This is a genomic window from Flavobacterium sp. RSP15 (assembly GCF_003968755.1).
Lineage (GTDB): Bacteria > Bacteroidota > Bacteroidia > Flavobacteriales > Flavobacteriaceae > Flavobacterium.
On sequence record NZ_RYDL01000001.1, the window covers coordinates 445,613 to 462,180 of the forward strand.

The 16,568-nt window shown below is 34.5% G+C and carries 17 protein-coding genes and 1 pseudogene; 13 read left to right on the plus strand and 5 right to left on the minus strand.

The genetic code is table 11. The features are described 5' to 3' along the window. Positions 1–38: 38 nt before the first annotated feature. From EKM00_RS01995 to tpiA, 4 genes and pseudogenes are all read left to right on the plus strand, one after another. A complete protein-coding gene (locus tag EKM00_RS01995; RefSeq protein WP_126515050.1) occupies positions 39–1,139 on the plus strand; it encodes a BT_3928 family protein in 1,101 nt (366 codons plus the stop codon). A gap of 72 nt (positions 1,140–1,211) precedes the next feature. Then, positions 1,212–1,792, plus strand: a pseudogene (locus EKM00_RS02000) (ABC transporter permease); the annotation flags it as partial. A gap of 292 nt (positions 1,793–2,084) precedes the next feature. Next, entirely contained in the window at positions 2,085–2,579 is a 495-nt protein-coding gene (locus EKM00_RS02005) for a TlpA family protein disulfide reductase (RefSeq protein WP_126452478.1), read from the plus strand. Positions 2,580–2,666: 87 nt separating this feature from the next. Next, entirely contained in the window at positions 2,667–3,419 is a 753-nt protein-coding gene (gene tpiA, locus EKM00_RS02010; RefSeq protein WP_126452480.1) for a triose-phosphate isomerase, read from the plus strand. Between the two features lie 51 nt (positions 3,420–3,470). Here the strand turns inward: tpiA and EKM00_RS02015 are convergent, their stop codons facing one another. Next, entirely contained in the window at positions 3,471–4,694 is a 1,224-nt protein-coding gene (locus EKM00_RS02015; RefSeq protein WP_126452482.1) for a porin, read from the minus strand. A 95-nt stretch (positions 4,695–4,789) separates the two neighbouring features. On the opposite strand from EKM00_RS02015, the gene prmA reads away from it, so the two are divergent. From prmA to EKM00_RS02035, 4 genes are all read left to right on the plus strand, one after another. Continuing rightward, complete coding sequence (prmA, locus tag EKM00_RS02020; protein ID WP_126515051.1) at positions 4,790–5,623, plus strand: 50S ribosomal protein L11 methyltransferase; 834 nt, start codon at positions 4,790–4,792, stop codon at positions 5,621–5,623. 46 nt (positions 5,624–5,669) lie between these two features. After that, positions 5,670–5,945: an ATP-dependent Clp protease adaptor ClpS gene (locus EKM00_RS02025; protein ID WP_126515052.1), complete on the plus strand. Its 276-nt coding sequence runs from the start codon at positions 5,670–5,672 to the stop codon at positions 5,943–5,945. A gap of 93 nt (positions 5,946–6,038) precedes the next feature. Continuing rightward, on the plus strand, positions 6,039–7,310 hold the full coding sequence (locus EKM00_RS02030; RefSeq protein WP_126515053.1) for a sterol desaturase family protein: 1,272 nt from the start codon (positions 6,039–6,041) through the stop codon (positions 7,308–7,310). A 7-nt stretch (positions 7,311–7,317) separates the two neighbouring features. Continuing rightward, positions 7,318–7,989, plus strand: a complete 672-nt coding sequence (locus EKM00_RS02035) for a lysoplasmalogenase (protein ID WP_126515054.1) — start codon at positions 7,318–7,320, stop codon at positions 7,987–7,989. Positions 7,990–8,033: 44 nt separating this feature from the next. Here the strand turns inward: EKM00_RS02035 and EKM00_RS02040 are convergent, their stop codons facing one another. Both EKM00_RS02040 and EKM00_RS02045 read right to left on the minus strand, forming a co-directional pair. Beyond that, positions 8,034–8,450, minus strand: coding sequence for a DUF6691 family protein (locus EKM00_RS02040; protein WP_126462976.1), 417 nt, complete (start codon positions 8,448–8,450; stop codon positions 8,034–8,036). Between the two features lie 37 nt (positions 8,451–8,487). Then, complete coding sequence (locus EKM00_RS02045; protein WP_126452492.1) at positions 8,488–9,048, minus strand: YeeE/YedE family protein; 561 nt, start codon at positions 9,046–9,048, stop codon at positions 8,488–8,490. A 34-nt stretch (positions 9,049–9,082) separates the two neighbouring features. Between EKM00_RS02045 and EKM00_RS15130 the strand changes: the two genes are divergently transcribed. The 5 genes from EKM00_RS15130 to EKM00_RS02070 all read left to right on the plus strand — a co-directional run bounded on the left by EKM00_RS15130 (position 9,083) and on the right by EKM00_RS02070 (position 12,875). After that, on the plus strand, positions 9,083–9,157 hold the full coding sequence (locus EKM00_RS15130; RefSeq protein ID WP_126452613.1) for an SBBP repeat-containing protein: 75 nt from the start codon (positions 9,083–9,085) through the stop codon (positions 9,155–9,157). A gap of 83 nt (positions 9,158–9,240) precedes the next feature. After that, complete coding sequence (locus EKM00_RS02055) at positions 9,241–9,693, plus strand: 2-dehydro-3-deoxyphosphooctonate aldolase (RefSeq protein ID WP_126515055.1); 453 nt, start codon at positions 9,241–9,243, stop codon at positions 9,691–9,693. Between the two features lie 195 nt (positions 9,694–9,888). Then, complete coding sequence (kdsA, locus tag EKM00_RS02060; protein WP_126515056.1) at positions 9,889–10,707, plus strand: 3-deoxy-8-phosphooctulonate synthase; 819 nt, start codon at positions 9,889–9,891, stop codon at positions 10,705–10,707. An 18-nt stretch (positions 10,708–10,725) separates the two neighbouring features. Next, complete coding sequence (locus EKM00_RS02065) at positions 10,726–11,568, plus strand: hypothetical protein (protein ID WP_126515057.1); 843 nt, start codon at positions 10,726–10,728, stop codon at positions 11,566–11,568. A 212-nt stretch (positions 11,569–11,780) separates the two neighbouring features. After that, positions 11,781–12,875 (plus strand): PAS domain-containing sensor histidine kinase, encoded by a 1,095-nt coding sequence (locus tag EKM00_RS02070; protein ID WP_126515058.1) that lies wholly within the window; start codon positions 11,781–11,783, stop codon positions 12,873–12,875. 28 nt (positions 12,876–12,903) lie between these two features. Here the strand turns inward: EKM00_RS02070 and EKM00_RS02075 are convergent, their stop codons facing one another. After that, positions 12,904–14,283 (minus strand): M28 family peptidase, encoded by a 1,380-nt coding sequence (locus EKM00_RS02075; RefSeq protein ID WP_126515059.1) that lies wholly within the window; start codon positions 14,281–14,283, stop codon positions 12,904–12,906. A 138-nt stretch (positions 14,284–14,421) separates the two neighbouring features. Then, positions 14,422–16,518: a glycoside hydrolase family 97 protein gene (locus EKM00_RS02080; RefSeq protein WP_126515060.1), complete on the minus strand. Its 2,097-nt coding sequence runs from the start codon at positions 16,516–16,518 to the stop codon at positions 14,422–14,424. Between the last annotated feature and the right edge of the window lie 50 nt (positions 16,519–16,568).

Here is a 16,568-nt window from a genome sequence, read left to right on the forward strand (position 1 = left end):
GATACCATATTCCATTAAAACATAAATATTATCTTCATATGAAAAATATAATTACTCAATTTTCTAGAATTTTCGTTGGAATCCTATTCATTATCTCCGGATTAATCAAACTGAATGACCCTGTTGGTTTTTCTTATAAATTGGCGGAGTATTTCAGTGAACCTGTATTCAATATGCCCTTTTTTGTTCCGTTTGCACTAGGAATCGCCCTGTTTTTAGTAATTCTTGAAGTGGTTTTGGGGATTATGTTACTCATTGGATACAAGACTAAAGTCACGGTTTGGAGTTTATTGGTTTTGATTGTAATGTTTACCTTCCTAACTTTTTATTCCGCTTATTTCAATGTAGTAAAAGATTGTGGCTGTTTTGGCGATGCGCTAAAACTAACACCATGGCAATCGTTTACAAAGGATATTGTGTTGTTGTTCTTTATTCTGGTATTGTTCTTTAACAAAAAATTAATCCAACCCTTATTTAGAACTACAGTTCAAAACATAATTATTTATGCCAGTATCGTTTTATCAGCCTTTATGGGCGTTATCGTTTTAAACCATTTGCCATTAATAGATTTTAGACCATTCAAGGTAGGAAATAATATTCAACAAGGAATGCAAATCCCTGACGGCGCTGATAAATCAGTGGTAGAAATGGTGTTTATATACAAAGTGAATGGTGTAGACAAAGAATTTACCGAAAAAGACCTAATGTCGATTCCTGAAGGCGCCGTATTTGTAGACCGAAAAGACAAAGTCATCACAGAAGGATATGTTCCTCCTATTCATGACTTCACGATGGAAAAAGACGGATCAGATTTTAAAGATCAGTTCTTGCGAGAACCAAAATTGATGTTGATTGTAGCCTATGATTTAGTGAATGCCGATAAAGCGGGAATGGGCAAAATGGAAAAACTGTATTTAGATGCAAAAACAAAAGGATACAAGGTAATTGGAATGACATCTTCCTTACCGGAAGAGATCGCTGCAGCAAAAAAACAATATGGATTGATATTTGACTTTTATTTTTGTGATGCAATCACATTAAAAACAATTGAAAGAGCCAATCCAAGTATTGTATTGCTCGAGAAAGGAACAATCATACAAAAACTTCATCATAACGACGTCAAAGACTTAAGATTATAAGAATAGGACGGTTCAGATTTACGGTATTCCAGAACTTTAACCGCTAATTATTTTTTCCTATGAAAAGCATTTATGTTAAAATATTTTCTTGGTAAATTTGGATCTGCACTGCTTACTCTTTTTGGAGTGTTTACAGTGATATTATTTTTGTTTACTGTTTTCCCGGGGATCCTGCACGCATGATGCTGGATCAAAATGAAAATTCAGAACAACTGGCCATTGTAAAAAAGAAATATGGTTATGATAAACCTATTGCTACTCAATACTTGTATTATCTGAATGACCTGTTGCCTATTTCTTTGCACAGTGATACCCAATCCGATTATACTTTTCTGAGCGAGGGAAAATACAATGCGGTACCCCTTTTTGGAATTGGTACAAATGAATTGGTTTTGAAAAACCCTTATTTAAGAGAAAGTTTTCAAAAAAGCGGAAAAAAAGTTTCTCAAATTATTGGACATACATTGCCAAGCACAGCCGTATTAGCCATATTTGCCATAGGTATCGCTATTGTTTTTGGTATTATTTCTGCCTTATACAAAGATACCTGGATCCATCGCCTAATTGCTTTAATCAGTACTTTAGGGATGAGCATTCCTTCTTTTTTCAGTGCAATCCTATTTGCCAGGCTCTTTGGATTTGTATTACAAAAATAAACGCAGTTTAATATGCCCGGAAGCCTATAAAAAGTGCATAATTTCGTTGAAGGAAGTTATATTCAATGGATTTTGTATATGCATATTTAGATCCCAAAATAAGACTGGGATAATCACTGTATTTTGACAAGAAATAGATTTCCAAAGTAACAACAGGTTTGATGTTGTCTAAATCTCATCAACTATAACGATATTCTTTAAGCATTTTTGAATTCTGCTTTCAAAATATGGTATTCTGCACAACTCAATCCAATAGTTTGTTTAACTTTGTTTAAAAAACAACCATATAATGAAATATATACTACTACTTCTAATGTCTATTGTAGCCTTTTCTTGTGCAAAAGAGGGAAAAACTGAATTTTCTAAAACTGCTTTGTCTGAAACCCTACTAGCCACTGACGGAAGTCAAGTTGCTTTTCAGGATATTTTAAAAAAACACAAAGGCAAAACTATAGTAATTGAAGTTTGGGCCTCTTGGTGTGGGGATTGTGTCAAAGCAATGCCAAAAATCAAAGAATTACAAGCGAACAATCCTGATGTTTCTTATTTATTTATTTCAATGGACAAAACTGCAGATAAATGGAAAGTTGGAATTGAAAAACACGAATTGAAAGGCGATCATTTCATGGCAAATGACCAAATGGGAGGTGTATTTGCAAAAGCCATTGACCTAGATTGGATTCCAAGATATATCATTGTGGACAAAACCGGAAAAATTGCTTTATACCGCGCTATTGAAACTGATTTTGACACGATTAACGAGACTTTAGAAAATTTAAAATAAAGCATTCAAACACCATTTGAGATGCAGTTCTTATCATTTTAAAAACTTCAAAAAAACGAAACCAAAAACTAAATATAACACGACAAAATGAGAAAGAAGATTGTTGCAGGAAACTGGAAAATGCATAAAAATGCAGAGCAAACAGAAGATTTATTAAATGAATTAATAGCAAAAATCCCTACAGATACTGATGTGCAAATAATTGTAGCGCCAACATTTGTAAACCTGGCTTCTGCTGTAGATCATTTAGAATTTACCAATATAGATGTTGCTGCACAAAACGTTCATCAAGCAGAAAGCGGTGCTTTCACGGGTGAAATTTCGGCAGATATGTTAAAAAGTGTAGGTGTAGACATTGTCATTTTAGGACACTCCGAACGCAGAGCCATTTTTCAGGAAACAGATGCTTTAATTGCGAATAAAGTAAATACGGCTTTGGAACATGACATAAGAGTTATTTTTTGTTTTGGTGAAGAATTAAAAGACCGCCAATCAAAAAATCATTTTAATGTAGTTGAAAACCAATTACGAGATGGTTTATTTCATATTGAGGCTAAAGACTGGGACAGTATCGTTTTAGCCTATGAGCCAGTTTGGGCAATAGGAACAGGAGAAACAGCTTCTCCGGAGCAAGCACAGGAAATGCATGAATTTATAAGAGAAACCGTTCGTAAAGCTTTTGGAAGCGATATTGCTGAAAACGTATCTATCCTATATGGAGGAAGCGTGAAACCGGATAATGCTAAAGAAATTTTCTCAAAACCAGATGTAGACGGAGGCCTCATTGGGGGTGCCGCACTAAAAGCTGATGATTTTGTAGCAATTGTAAAGGCTCTCTAAATTTCAATTTTAAACGTCATAAAAAAGCGGTGATTCATTTTACCGCTTTTTTTATATTCCTATTTCAACCTGAAAACGCAGGTACCAGTTGTTCTTTGTATTACCGTCAAAATAATGTAGGGTATCAAAAGTCAATTCCGTTTGCAATTTAAAAGTGTGTTCCCAAATATATTTCGTCAAACCAATGGTATACTGTTTTGTGTTTGGTGCTAAAAGCTTAATGTCCTCGCCCACTTTTTGAGTAGAATACCGTCCGATAATCTCATAATTTGATAACAAATTATAACTCAATTGATGATCAAATCCGTTACCAACGTAAGCAAAATTAGATTGTGAAATATCATCCGGATTTATTGTAACTGCATTTCTTGGAGTAATTCTGGACATATAACTTGACATAGCGGCCCACCCGTTGTATTTAATCAAAACATCAAGCATCACTGATTTCATAGTGCGAGCTTCAAATAAATCATTTCCTAATTGACCTTGGGTTCTTTTGGCATGATTATTTTGCTGAAAAGCACCCGAAAGCATTAATTTCGGCTTTTTTTCTCTTACAATATCCCCTTCAAAATAGGTTCCGTCTCTTGAAAATGCTCCAAACGGTAACAACTCTACCTTCCCTGTTAAGGCAACACCTTCATCTGTATTCCCCGTGATATTTCGACCTTCTCCTGTTGAAATAGCTGTTTTGAAATTATAGGAAAATTTATCCCGAAATTCATTCATATTGTGAACTTGAAAACCAAAATCCCTGTCAATTGTAAATCTGGCATTGTTAATCGACCGGTCCGTTAACTGTAATCCGCCTGAAGAATTCACACGTTGGCGATTTCCTGGTAATTTTGTTTGTCCAAAACTGATATTCCAGTGTCTATTAGGTCTGTAAAAAACAACTGCATCTCTGATAATATTTATGTTCTCACCTTCTCTAATTTCACCAACATCGCCCGGAGCAAATGACAATTGAACTGCATATAAAAATTTTGGATTTCCCACATATCCGTCAAATCGCAAACGTAATCTTCGGATTTGTCCGTCATATCCCCTTTTTTCATCTTCATTTTCAATATAAGTCACCCTATTTTGCATTCGGAACCGAATATTCAATTGGTATAAACTATCCGGAGAAGTGATTCCAATTCCTTTACCAAAACTATAGTACGGAAGCGCCGATAATCTTAAGTCATTATCTTGTTTGCTTTGCTTGATATTAACCTGCGCATTGCTGGAAATGCAACTTACAAAGATCCAAAATAAAATTATTTTTTTCATGGTGTACTACTGTGTTTTGGGTACAAATGTAAAATAAAATTTGATTTACAAATACTCTTTAATATGCGATTGTTACCTTTGCAAAAAAAACAAGCATGTCAAATATTTATATAGCGTACCATTTTACTATTGAACCTAAAGAATTGGGGTCTGAAATCTTAATCGCGGAATTGGGAGAAAGAGCTTTTGAGAGTTTTACAGAAACTGAAACCGGGATTTCAGCTTTTGTGCAAAAGGATTTATGGAATGAAACCATCTTAGCGGATATCCATATTTTACAATCCGAAGAATTTACGATTGATTATACATTTGAAGAAATCGAACAAGTCAACTGGAATGAGGAATGGGAAAAGAATTTTGAAGCCATTGATGTCGACGGAAACTGTCATGTACGAGCACCATTCCATCCAAAAACAGATGCCGAATTTGATATTATAATTGAACCAAAAATGAGTTTTGGAACAGGGCACCATGAGACCACTCACATGATGATTCAGCATTTATTAGAAATAGATGTAACTGCGATGAAAACGCTCGATATGGGATGTGGAACAGCAATATTAGCAATTCTTGCCGAAAAGAAAGGAGCGCAACCAATTGATGCTATTGATATTGACAATTGGTGTTACTTGAATTCTATAGAAAATGCAGCACGTAATAACTGCAAACACATTACTGTTTATGAAGGGGAAGCCGCTTTATTAGAAGGTAAAAAATACGATTTGATTATAGCTAACATCAATAGGAATATTTTGTTGAACGATATGCAGAGTTACATAGACTGTTTAAACCCTAATGGAACGTTACTTTTAAGTGGTTTCTATCAGGAAGATATACCATTTATAGATGCCTCTTGTACCGAAAAAGGACTAACTTATGTTAAAAAATTTGAAAGAAACAATTGGGTATCTTTAAAATATGTAAATTAGTAGTATTATTTTTTTATTAATTACGAAAGTACAAAAAAACTACAAAATGAGTACTAAAGAAAAAGTAAGAGAAAGAGTCCATGTCAAAGAAGCCACCCGGCTGGATAACGAAATCATCGTTTACAATGATGATGTAAATACATTTGACCATGTTATTGACACCTTAATTCGCGTATGCAATCACACACCGGAACAAGCTGAACAATGTTCGTTAATTGTACATTATAACGGAAAATGTACTGTAAAAACAGGGCCTTACGACAAATTAAAACCACAATGCACACAATTATTAGAAGCAGGATTAAATGCAGAAATAATTTAAGAATAATAAAAACTTCCTTTGAGAAATAAATTACTGTGAATAATTCAAAAACATTTTCTTTTATTCTATATTTGAATAAAAAAAAGTGTTCTTATGGAAGAATATGGTAAAATTTTAGTTTTTGTAATGCCTATTTTTTTGATATTAATTAGCATCGAAAAAATTTATGGGCATTACAAAGGGGAAGATACTGCACCTAACATGGATGCTGTATCCAGCGTCAGCTCTGGAATGGTCAACTCCCTAAAAGATGTTTTAGGACTCAGTATCACACTGGTTTCTTATGATTGGATTGTATCAAAAATAGCTTTATTAAATCTTGAAGCTACCTTTTTAACCTATTTTATTGGATTTATAGCTATTGATTTTTATGGCTATTGGAGTCATCGTTTGTCGCATCAAATAAACTTTTTATGGAACAAACATGCAATACATCACAGTAGCGAAGAATTCAATTTGGCGTGTGCCCTACGCCAGCCTGTTTCAAGTTTTGTCAATCTGTTTACCTTTTTATTAATTCCAGCCGCACTTTTAGGAGTTCCCTCCAAAGTGATTGCGATTACCTTACCGATTCATTTATTCCTTCAATTTTGGTACCATACAAAGCACATTAAGAAAATTGGTTTTCTAGAAAAAATACTGGTTTCACCATCTCATCATAGGGTGCATCATGCCATCAATCCAGAATACATGGACAAGAACCATTCGCAAATATTCATCATTTGGGATAAATTGTTTGGTACTTTTCAAGCAGAATTAGAAAGCGTTTCACCTGTTTTTGGAATCACAAGACCGGCCAGAACCTGGAATCCGATCCGGATTAATTTTCAGCATTTATGGTTATTAATTACAGATGCTTGGCACGCTGAAAACTGGAAAGATAAGTTTACCATTTGGTTTAAACCTACAGGTTGGCGTCCAGAAAATTTTGAAGAAAAATATCCCGTTGTCAAAATTACCAATGTTTATGATTTTGAAAAATACGGCGTTAAACATTCTAAAAAGCTAATGTACTGGTCCTTATTTCAAGCAATAATAACGTTGTTACTTATTAGTTATATGTATAATTCTATCGCGGTGATAGGGCTGCCAAATGTGTTTATTTACGGCTTATTCATCTTCTTGACCGTTTACAGTTACACAGAATTAATGGATACCCGCAAAATTTCCATCTTCTGGGAAAGTATCCGTTTTGTTTTTGGAATTGGACTAATCATCTATTTTGGAGATTGGTTTGGAATGAATCAACTTTTTCCTTTTTCCAGTTATATTATTGGTGGTTATCTCCTTTTATCCTTGGCTGTAACTGTATATTTTGTCAGCACTAATTTTGAAAAAGATGCCATGATTACCGTTCAATCTTAAAAAAAATATGAAACACAACATTAAAGTAAAGAGTTTTATTGGGTTTAGTCTTGTTTATCTATTTCTAATTCTTTTGGGTTGGGAAACTATAGCATGGTTTTTTAAACCGTTTTTACTGCCGTTTCTAATTCTGCACGTTTTTTTACAGGAACCGTTTATTACCAAAAAAATTCTTTTAACGGCTTTGACTTTGTCGTGGATAGGCGATATTATTTTGATGTTTGCTGACAAAGGAGAGTTGTATTTTATTGCAGGGCTGATTGCCTTTCTACTTTCGCACATTTCGTATATAATACTATTCAACAAACAATTGAAAATTTATTTAAATAAAAGTAAAATTATTTTCTGGGTTGGAGTTACAGTGATCGCCATTTATTTAATCGTAATAATGTTGCTTTTATTACCAAGTTTAGGGGACTTAAAAATTCCTGTTCTATTATATGCCCTTACTATTTCAATCATGTTGTTATTTGCGCTCAAGGGTTTTTTAAACTGGCAAAAACCTGCCAACAGCTATATATTAATTGGTGCTACTATTTTTGTAGCTTCAGATAGTCTTTTGGCTTTTGATAAATTTTATGCACCGTTACAATACAGCTCCTTTCTTATTATGGCAACCTATTTACTTGCGCAATATCTGATTGTTGTCGGTATTTTGAAATTAAACAAAAAAAAATAGCATTCCCACAAGAGAATGCTATTTTGATGTCAAGTGTTTTCCGATTAATGAGGCAATTTATTTTTCAATAGTCCATATAGATAGGTCCCTAAAAGAGACCCGAAAAGCACTATCAAAATGGTCCAAAAACCAGCCCCAAGCAAGATGAATATTGGACCCGGACAAGAACCTACCAATGCCCAACCCAATCCAAAAAACAATCCGCCAATCCAGTATCTGGCAGAGCCTTTTTCTTTATCCGGAATTTCTATAGATTCTCCCTTGATGTCTTTTATATTGTTTCGTTTAATGATTTGAATGCCAATAATTCCCGTCAAGATAGCCACCGAAATAATTCCGTACATGTGAAACGACTGAAATTGGAACATTTCATAAATGCGATACCAAGAAACGGCTTCTGATTTAGTCAAAACAATTCCGAAAACAAATCCAACCAATAAATATTTTAGTATATTTTTCATGCTTTTTATTTTATATTAAGAGTCAATGATCGCTTATCTACTTTACAATTAATGGCAATAAAAAATGCGCCATTATCAATCCACCAATGAAAAATCCAATTACGGCTTTCAACGAAGGAATTTGTAAATTACTCAAGCCTGAAATAGCATGTCCTGAAGTACAACCTCCTGCATAACGAGAACCAAAACCTACCAAAACGCCACCAATAAGCAGTATAAAAATATGCTTTGGGGATTCTAAAATGGAGATTCCGAAAAGCGCATCCGGCATTAATTTTCCGTTTGGGGCATCGATACCAAGTTGTGCTAATTGTTCAATTGTTTTGGGATTAATAGTTACATTTGAAGCATCACTCATAAAATGAACGGCAACAAAACCACCTAACATTGCACCAAGAACAACCACTAAATTCCAGCGTTGTGCTTTCCAGTCAAAATCAAAAAAAGAAACTCGTTTTCCTAAACCAGCCATCGAACAAAGCGAACGCAAATTAGAAGACATTCCAAAAGACTTTCCGAAATAAATAAGTGCCAGCATAATCAAGCCGATCAAAAAACCGGAAACAGACCAAGACCATGTTTTAAAAATAATATCCATATTGTTTTTTGTACAAAGATAAGAAGCATTTAGCTTGATCTATGTGAGAAATGTTACATTCGATAAAAGAGGCTCTATATTTATTATTGGAACTAGCACTAAGGTCTAAAGTTCTGTTTATATTTGTGTCGAAGTACTTCCTTGCAATTAAAAGTGCCGTTTAAATTTTGACATTATAAATCTACCTTAAATATGAAAAAATCAATCCTTTTTATTGCTTTGCTAATAGGTACTACTTCTTGTATAAGCACACAATCTACTTTGAAAAACACGGACGATAATGCTCCCGATTTATTGCTGTCACAAGACTACACTTTTGTGATTACTCAGTACAGTACAAACAAAAAATATGGATATGATAAGGATTATCCCGTCAATATATTCTTTAATAATACTAAAAACGAAACGATCAACCAAGAACGGTTTTTGAACGCATTAGCGGGACCAAATGGTGAAAACATCACGTTTATCAAACGAGAAAGCTGCTGTCCGTTTCCAACGAAAAGAAGTGAAATGGGTGCTGGATTTCTGGATGTTTATGAATTAAAATGGAACGGTCAGAAAGAACCGCTACTACTCTACCTGAACATCTATGAAAAAGGAATATTGATGGTTCCGGTGGGACTTACATTGAAAAAAAAATAGTTTTTAAAATCCCAAAAGTCCTTATAAACCAAATTCCTAGCCCTGATGGCAGTGAAAATCCTCCCGTTTTTCAGGGAGATTGCAACATACAGCAGGAAATAGCTCCTAAAAAAAGTTAATGCCCGAAATTAATTGGGAAACGTAAATTGGAAATCGTAAATCATAACTACCTTTGCACCTTTAAAAATTCATACTATGAACTTACAACATATTCCACAAATCAAATATACTGATAGTGGCAATTTCTTTTTGTTAGCTGGGCCTTGCGCCATTGAGGGGGAAGAAATGGCGATGCGAATTGCCGAAAAACTAGTTGGTATTACTGATAATTTACAAATTCCTTTCGTTTTCAAAGGTTCCTTCAAGAAAGCAAACCGCTCTAGAATTGACAGTTTTTCAGGAATCGGTGACGAGAAAGCATTGAAAATCCTCAGAAAAATTTCGGAAACATTTAAAGTTCCTACCGTTACGGATATTCATACAAATGAAGATGCGGATATGGCTTCTCAATATGTTGATGTATTGCAAATTCCAGCTTTTTTAGTGCGTCAAACGGATTTAGTAATGGCTGCTGCCAATACCGGAAAAGTAGTCAACTTGAAAAAAGGACAATTCATGAGTCCGGAGAGCATGAAACATGCAGTTCAAAAAGTATTGGATTGTCACAATGAAAAAGTGATGATTACCGATAGAGGTACGATGTTTGGCTACCAGGACATGATTGTTGATTTTAGAGGAATTCCTACAATGCAACAATATGCTACAACCGTTCTTGATGTGACGCACTCACTACAACAACCCAACCAAACAGCTGGCGTAACTGGTGGAAGACCTGATATGATTGAAACTATAGCCAAAGCTGGTATCGCTGTAGGCGTAGACGGAATTTTTATTGAAACTCATTTTGATCCTGCTAATGCAAAAAGCGATGGTGCTAATATGTTGCATTTGGATTATTTTGAATCCTTAATGACCAAGTTAGTTGCCATCAGAAAAACAATACACACATTTTAAATTTAGGCCTCAAATACATTGAAATATCTTTTATATTACGCATTTCTTATTATTTTATTTACCAATAGTACAATTGCACAGGAAATTACAGAAATTCACACTAAATATACAACTCATAACAAAGGAAAGTTTTTTATCTCATGGGGAGGAAACAGGGAGACTTACTCCATGTCGGACATAACCTTTCGAGGTAAAGATTACAATTTTACCTTAGAAAATGTCCAAGCGCAGGACAAGCCAAAAGGATGGCATGTAGATTATATCAATCCGGCAAAAATGACTATTCCTCAAACTAATTTTAGAATGGGATATTTCATAAGTGACCATTATAGCGTTGCTGTAGGTGTAGATCACATGAAATATGTAATGCTACAAGACAAGGCGGTAACGATCAATGGGTATTATCCCAATCCGGGATCTTATGATGAGCTATTAGCCAATAATCAAGTTCTTTTGACAGCAGAATTTCTCAAATATGAACATACGGATGGTTTAAATTATGTGAATACTGAGTTTTCTCGACATGATGATATTTCGTCATTATTCAAAATTAAAAATACAGACAAAATTCAAGTTAATCTAACTGAGGGAGTTGGTTTTGGTCTTTTATATCCGAAAACTAACACCACTTTATTGGGGAAAGATCGTCATGATGATTTTCATGTTTCAGGTTTTGGAACTTCCTTGAAAGCAGGTTTGAATGTTACTTTTTTAAAACACTTTTATATCCAAGGAGAACTCAAAGGGGGGTACATCAATATGCAAGATATACGAACTACACAAAGCACCGAAGACAGTGCTTCACAAGATTTTTTCTTTTTTCAGAGAATTATTGCCGTGGGAGGAATTTTTAGAATTTAATTCATTCTTAATCAAAAATTATAAAAGCTGTCATTTATGACGGCTTTTATAATGAATTTATATTTAAAATTACCAAAATCTACAGAATCAATAACAGTAGAATTGTTTTAATTTTTTTCTTTTTTTTAATTATAATTAGCTAAATTTATCGACTAGACTTATTTATTTAAAGTCGGATTTCTTTAGCCCTAAATAATTTTTTAAAATTATAAATGACCGAAAATAACGCCTCAATTTCTTCTTTAAAAACGGACTATCACTTTGATAATTTCTTTAACATCTCAGCAGATTTTATTTGCATTGCAGGATTTGATGGCTATTTCAAAAGAATAAACCCCGCTGTTTCAAAATTATTAGGGTTTTCAGAAGAGGAATTGTATGCTAAACCCATCAGCAGTTTTGTGTATGCATCTGACCTTAAAATTACAATAGAAACTAGAGAACAAGTATATAAAAACAAGCCTCTTTTAAATTTTGAAAATCGGTATTTAACTAAGACGGGGGAAATTGTATGGTTATCCTGGACATCGATGCCTGTCGAGTCCGAAAAATTAGTGTATGCGATTGCAAAAAACATCACCCATAAAAAAAGAATCGAAGAAGAACGCAATTTACTTCTTGCCAATCTTACCCAAATTAATAAGGACCTTACTGTTTTTTCACACAAAACATCCCATGATTTAAAGTCTCCCATTAACAATATCCTTTCGGTCATCAGTTTGATCGACAGTACTAAAATCAATGATCCAGAAACGTTGGAGTTAGTAGAAATTCTTAAATTGTCTAGTAAAAATTTAAAACAAACCTTAAACGATTCGATTAATGAATTAATTGATAACGAAAACATCAACACTCAAATAGAAGAAATAAACCTAAATGAAGCATTGAAAGAAGTCCTGATTTCGATAAATTCTTTAATCCAAGATTCAAAAGCAGAAATTAATGTCGACTTTTCAGCTTTTGAAAATGTAACTTTTAACAAAGCGTACATCAAAAGTATTTTTCTGAATTTATTGACCAATTCTATTAAATATGCAAAACCGGGGGCTAATCCAGTTATTTTCATTCAATCTAAAAAAGTAAATGGAATCAATCAATTAATTTTTTCTGATAATGGGCGAGGTTTTGATCTAGACAAAGTAAAAGACAGGATTTTTGGATTGTATGAAAAATTTCACAGCAACAACGACAGCAACGGTATAGGGTTGTATTTAGTGTACAACCACATCACTAGTTTGGGAGGCCGAATTGCTGTTGAAAGTAAAATAAATGAAGGTACTACATTTACTATTTGTTTCAAATATTGAATGTAGTACCTTCTAAGATTTTGGTTTTTTAATTGACAATCCCTTGCTGATCCACCAAATAAAGTAAGGAAGCCATAGCCGCTGCACCTAGTTCCAACTCTCTTTTATTGACAGCATCAAATGTGTCATTAGCGGCATGATGGTAATCAAAATAACGTTGCGAATCCGGTTGCAATCCCACCTTTACGATATGATTGGATTTTAAAGGACCAATATCAACTCCAGAATGTCCTTTTACAAATTTGTGGATTAGGTATGGTTCAAATAACGTTTCCCAACTACTGATTTTGTTGAAATTAGCTTCATCAGCATCAATTGAAAATCCTCTTGGGGAAAATCCTCCCGAATCACTTTCTAAAGCAAAAATATGGTTTTCATTGTTTTTATTGGATTGTACTTCATATTCTTTGCCGCCTCGAACTCCGTTTTCTTCGTTCATAAACAATACCACACGCAACGTGTTTTTAGGTTTATACCCAATGTTTTTGAAGATGTTTAATACTTCCATACTTTGCACACATCCAGCACCATCATCATGAGATCCGTCTCCTAAATCCCAGGAATCAAGATGCCCCCCAACAACCATTATTCTTTCAGGATGTTCAGAACCCGTTATTTCACCAACCACATTGTAGGATAAAACATCATCAAATGTTTCACAAGATTGTTTGAAATAGAATAGCGAATTTGGATTTTGTTTTAAACTTTTGCTCAACAGTTCGGCTCCATTTGTACTAATGGCAGCAGCTGGAATTCGTTGTTCTTTGGAAATTTCTCCATAATTAGTTGCACCGGTATGCGGTAAATCATCCAATCGCAAATTCATGGATCTTACAATTACAGCTAAAGCACCAAGTTTTCCAGCTTCTCTGGCTCCTGATGATCTTTGGTCAACACAACTCCCATAGGCTTTGAAAGTTTCGATAAATTCAGGATTCATCGCTCTGTTGAAGAAAATGATTTTCCCTTTTACTTTTGCTTCCCCTAATGCGGTTAATTCTTCCAGGCTGTTTACTTCAATTATAGTTGCTTGTACTCCTTTTTTTGGAGTGGCCACTGAACCTCCCAGCGCGCAAATGGGGAAATTAATTTTTTGTTTCCCTACTTGTAAATATGCGATTTCTTTTTCGCCACGAACCCATTTTGGCACCATTACTTCCTGGAGATAGACTTTATCTAAACCCAGGGTTTCTAATTGTGCTTTGGTATACAAAACTGCTTTTTCAGCTCCTATAGAACCTGATAATCGGGATCCAATGGTATTGGATAAATGGTCCAGCCAAGGATAACATTTGGCATTGGTTAAGGATAATTTGTAAATTTCTTTTAACATTTGTTCCTCCTTAGCTTGCGCAAAAGCAGTAATTCCACCAAAGAAAAGTGCGGCTAAAACAATTGATTTTTTCATAATAAATTTGGGCTTTTTTAAGTATTCTGCTTTATATTTTGGTTTTGGTTGCCGTCGCAATTTCGTAATTCTTATCGAGTATTTGAGCTAAGATTCAAAAAAAACCTGCAAGTTATGCGTTCTTGCAGGTTTTGAGTATTACTGGATTGGTTCGAAACTGATTGCCGTTCCTCCTCCTGGAGCTAAATTCAATTTGATTTTTGATTTGCTGGTCACTACTATCGTTCTTATTTTATAAGCAATTGGATTGTTTTTCCAATCGGCATCTTTAGCATCTTCATAAATGATGGCTTTGTATTTCATTCCTTTGGTCAGAAAATCTAATTTAATTTCTGATTTTCTGGCATTCTCATCTGTAATAGCTCCCAAAAACCAGGTTTCCTTTCCTTTTGTTTTTCTGGCTACTGTAACATAATCGCCTGGTTCCGCTTCTAAATATTTGCTTTCATCCCAATCTGTTTCTACATCTTTGATAAACTGAAAAGCATCCGGGTATTTCTCATAATTTTCTAATAAATCGGCCGCCATTTGCAACGGAGAATACATTGTTACATACAAAGCTAGTTGCTTTGCTAAAGTCGTATGAACCTGCTCCGTTTTATTTTTATCATAATAACTCATTTTAATTTCAAATATACCCGGTGTATAATCCATAGGTCCTCCCAGTTGTCTGGTAAACGGCAAAATAGTTTCATGCATAGGCGGATTCCCAAAACTCCAAGCATTGAATTCATTCCCTCGAGCCGCTTCGGCAGCGATATAATTAGGATATGTTCGTCCGTAACCGGTGGGTCTTGATGATTCGTGGGAGTTAATCATAATCTTGTAATCCGCGGCACGTCTAACAACAAAATTGAAATGATTCACCATAGATTGCCCGTCATGAAATTCACCACGCGGAATAATTTTACCCACATAACCGGTTTTTACCGCTGGATATTCGTGTTTTTTCATCAAATCAAAAGCGCGATCCAAGTGTCTTTCATAATTACTGACAGAACCCGATGTTTCATGATGCATGATCATCTGTACATTTTTTGCTTTGGCATAAGCCGAAATTGCAGCAATATCAAAATCCGGATACGGAGTGGTAAAATCAAAAACTTCCTCTTTCCAGTTTCCGTTCCAATCTTCCCAACCTACATTCCAACCTTCAACAAGTACCCCACCGAAACCATTTTTTGCGGCAAAATCAATGTATCTTTTCGTGTTTTCCGTGGTAGCACCATGTTTTCCTGAAGCTTTTGGGGCATCTGCAAAATTAGTGGCATTTTGAGAACCGGCATAATCCCAAGTTGAATTCCCAACATGCATTTCCCACCAAATTCCAACATATTTCATAGGTTTGATCCAAGACGTATCGTCTAATTTTGACGGTTCATTGAGGTTCAAAATCATTTTAGAAGCCACAATATCTCTGGCATCATCGCTAATCATTATGGTTCTCCAAGGCGATACGCAAGGCGTTTGTAAATAGGCTTTATCGCCAATAGCATTAGGAACCAACTCGGCTTTCAATTTGTAATTTATCACATCAGCATTCAGGTGCATGACCGGATAATTGACAACCGCAGCTTCAAAAATGTTGAGATACAAACCTGATGGTGCTTTCATCATCAAAGGTGTTTGAACCATATATTTTCCCGGAATAGATTTTACTCCAATTCCATTATTCATATTGATTTTGCTGTTATCAATTTCAGAAAACTTAGTTTCATTGTATTCGTATTCATTGCTGTCAAAATCTCCTGGAATCCAGAATACTTTATTATTTTCGGTCAAATTGAATTGCGTAACCTCATCCGAAATGATGAAATAATTCAACTCCGCTTGTCTTGGAAAATCGTATCTGAAAGCTACACCTTCATCAAAAACTCTAAAAATGATGTTCATTTTTACTTTAGATTCTTTATTTATTAAAGAAACATTAAGCTCATTATACTGATTTTGAATACTGGTTTGTTCCCCTAAAACGGGTTTCCAGGATTCGCTGAAACTTGAAGTTTTTGAAGTCAGAATTTCAAAATTAGTGTCGAAATCCGGTTTTTCCTTTAATTTTATGCCTAAAAGACTTTCTAAAACAACTGTCTTTTTTTTGTAATTTACAGAATATGCCGGTTGGCCATTTCCTACTAATTTAAAATTTAGAGCTAGAGTACCTGATGGAGACTGAACGGTTTGGGCATGTCCAAAACTGAACATAAAGAGTAGAAAAAGAGAAAAGAAATATTTCATTTTGAATGATTTTTTGAATTGATAAAAGTAAATAAAATAGTCGTGTATCA

Bases quoted from the DNA above. Each gene is read 5' to 3' on its own strand.
- EKM00_RS01995 (WP_126515050.1), top strand. From the start codon at position 39: ATGAAAAATATAATTACTCAATTTTCTAGAATTTTCGTTGGAATCCTA.
- EKM00_RS02005 (WP_126452478.1), top strand. From the start codon at position 2,085: ATGAAATATATACTACTACTTCTAATGTCTATTGTAGCCTTTTCTTGT.
- tpiA (WP_126452480.1), top strand. From the start codon at position 2,667: ATGAGAAAGAAGATTGTTGCAGGAAACTGGAAAATGCATAAAAATGCA.
- EKM00_RS02015 (WP_126452482.1), bottom strand. From the start codon at position 4,694: ATGAAAAAAATAATTTTATTTTGGATCTTTGTAAGTTGCATTTCCAGC.
- prmA (WP_126515051.1), top strand. From the start codon at position 4,790: ATGTCAAATATTTATATAGCGTACCATTTTACTATTGAACCTAAAGAA.
- EKM00_RS02025 (WP_126515052.1), top strand. From the start codon at position 5,670: ATGAGTACTAAAGAAAAAGTAAGAGAAAGAGTCCATGTCAAAGAAGCC.
- EKM00_RS02030 (WP_126515053.1), top strand. From the start codon at position 6,039: ATGGAAGAATATGGTAAAATTTTAGTTTTTGTAATGCCTATTTTTTTG.
- EKM00_RS02035 (WP_126515054.1), top strand. From the start codon at position 7,318: ATGAAACACAACATTAAAGTAAAGAGTTTTATTGGGTTTAGTCTTGTT.
- EKM00_RS02040 (WP_126462976.1), bottom strand. From the start codon at position 8,450: ATGAAAAATATACTAAAATATTTATTGGTTGGATTTGTTTTCGGAATT.
- EKM00_RS02045 (WP_126452492.1), bottom strand. From the start codon at position 9,048: ATGGATATTATTTTTAAAACATGGTCTTGGTCTGTTTCCGGTTTTTTG.
- EKM00_RS02055 (WP_126515055.1), top strand. From the start codon at position 9,241: ATGAAAAAATCAATCCTTTTTATTGCTTTGCTAATAGGTACTACTTCT.
- kdsA (WP_126515056.1), top strand. From the start codon at position 9,889: ATGAACTTACAACATATTCCACAAATCAAATATACTGATAGTGGCAAT.
- EKM00_RS02070 (WP_126515058.1), top strand. From the start codon at position 11,781: ATGACCGAAAATAACGCCTCAATTTCTTCTTTAAAAACGGACTATCAC.
- EKM00_RS02075 (WP_126515059.1), bottom strand. From the start codon at position 14,283: ATGAAAAAATCAATTGTTTTAGCCGCACTTTTCTTTGGTGGAATTACT.
- EKM00_RS02080 (WP_126515060.1), bottom strand. From the start codon at position 16,518: ATGAAATATTTCTTTTCTCTTTTTCTACTCTTTATGTTCAGTTTTGGA.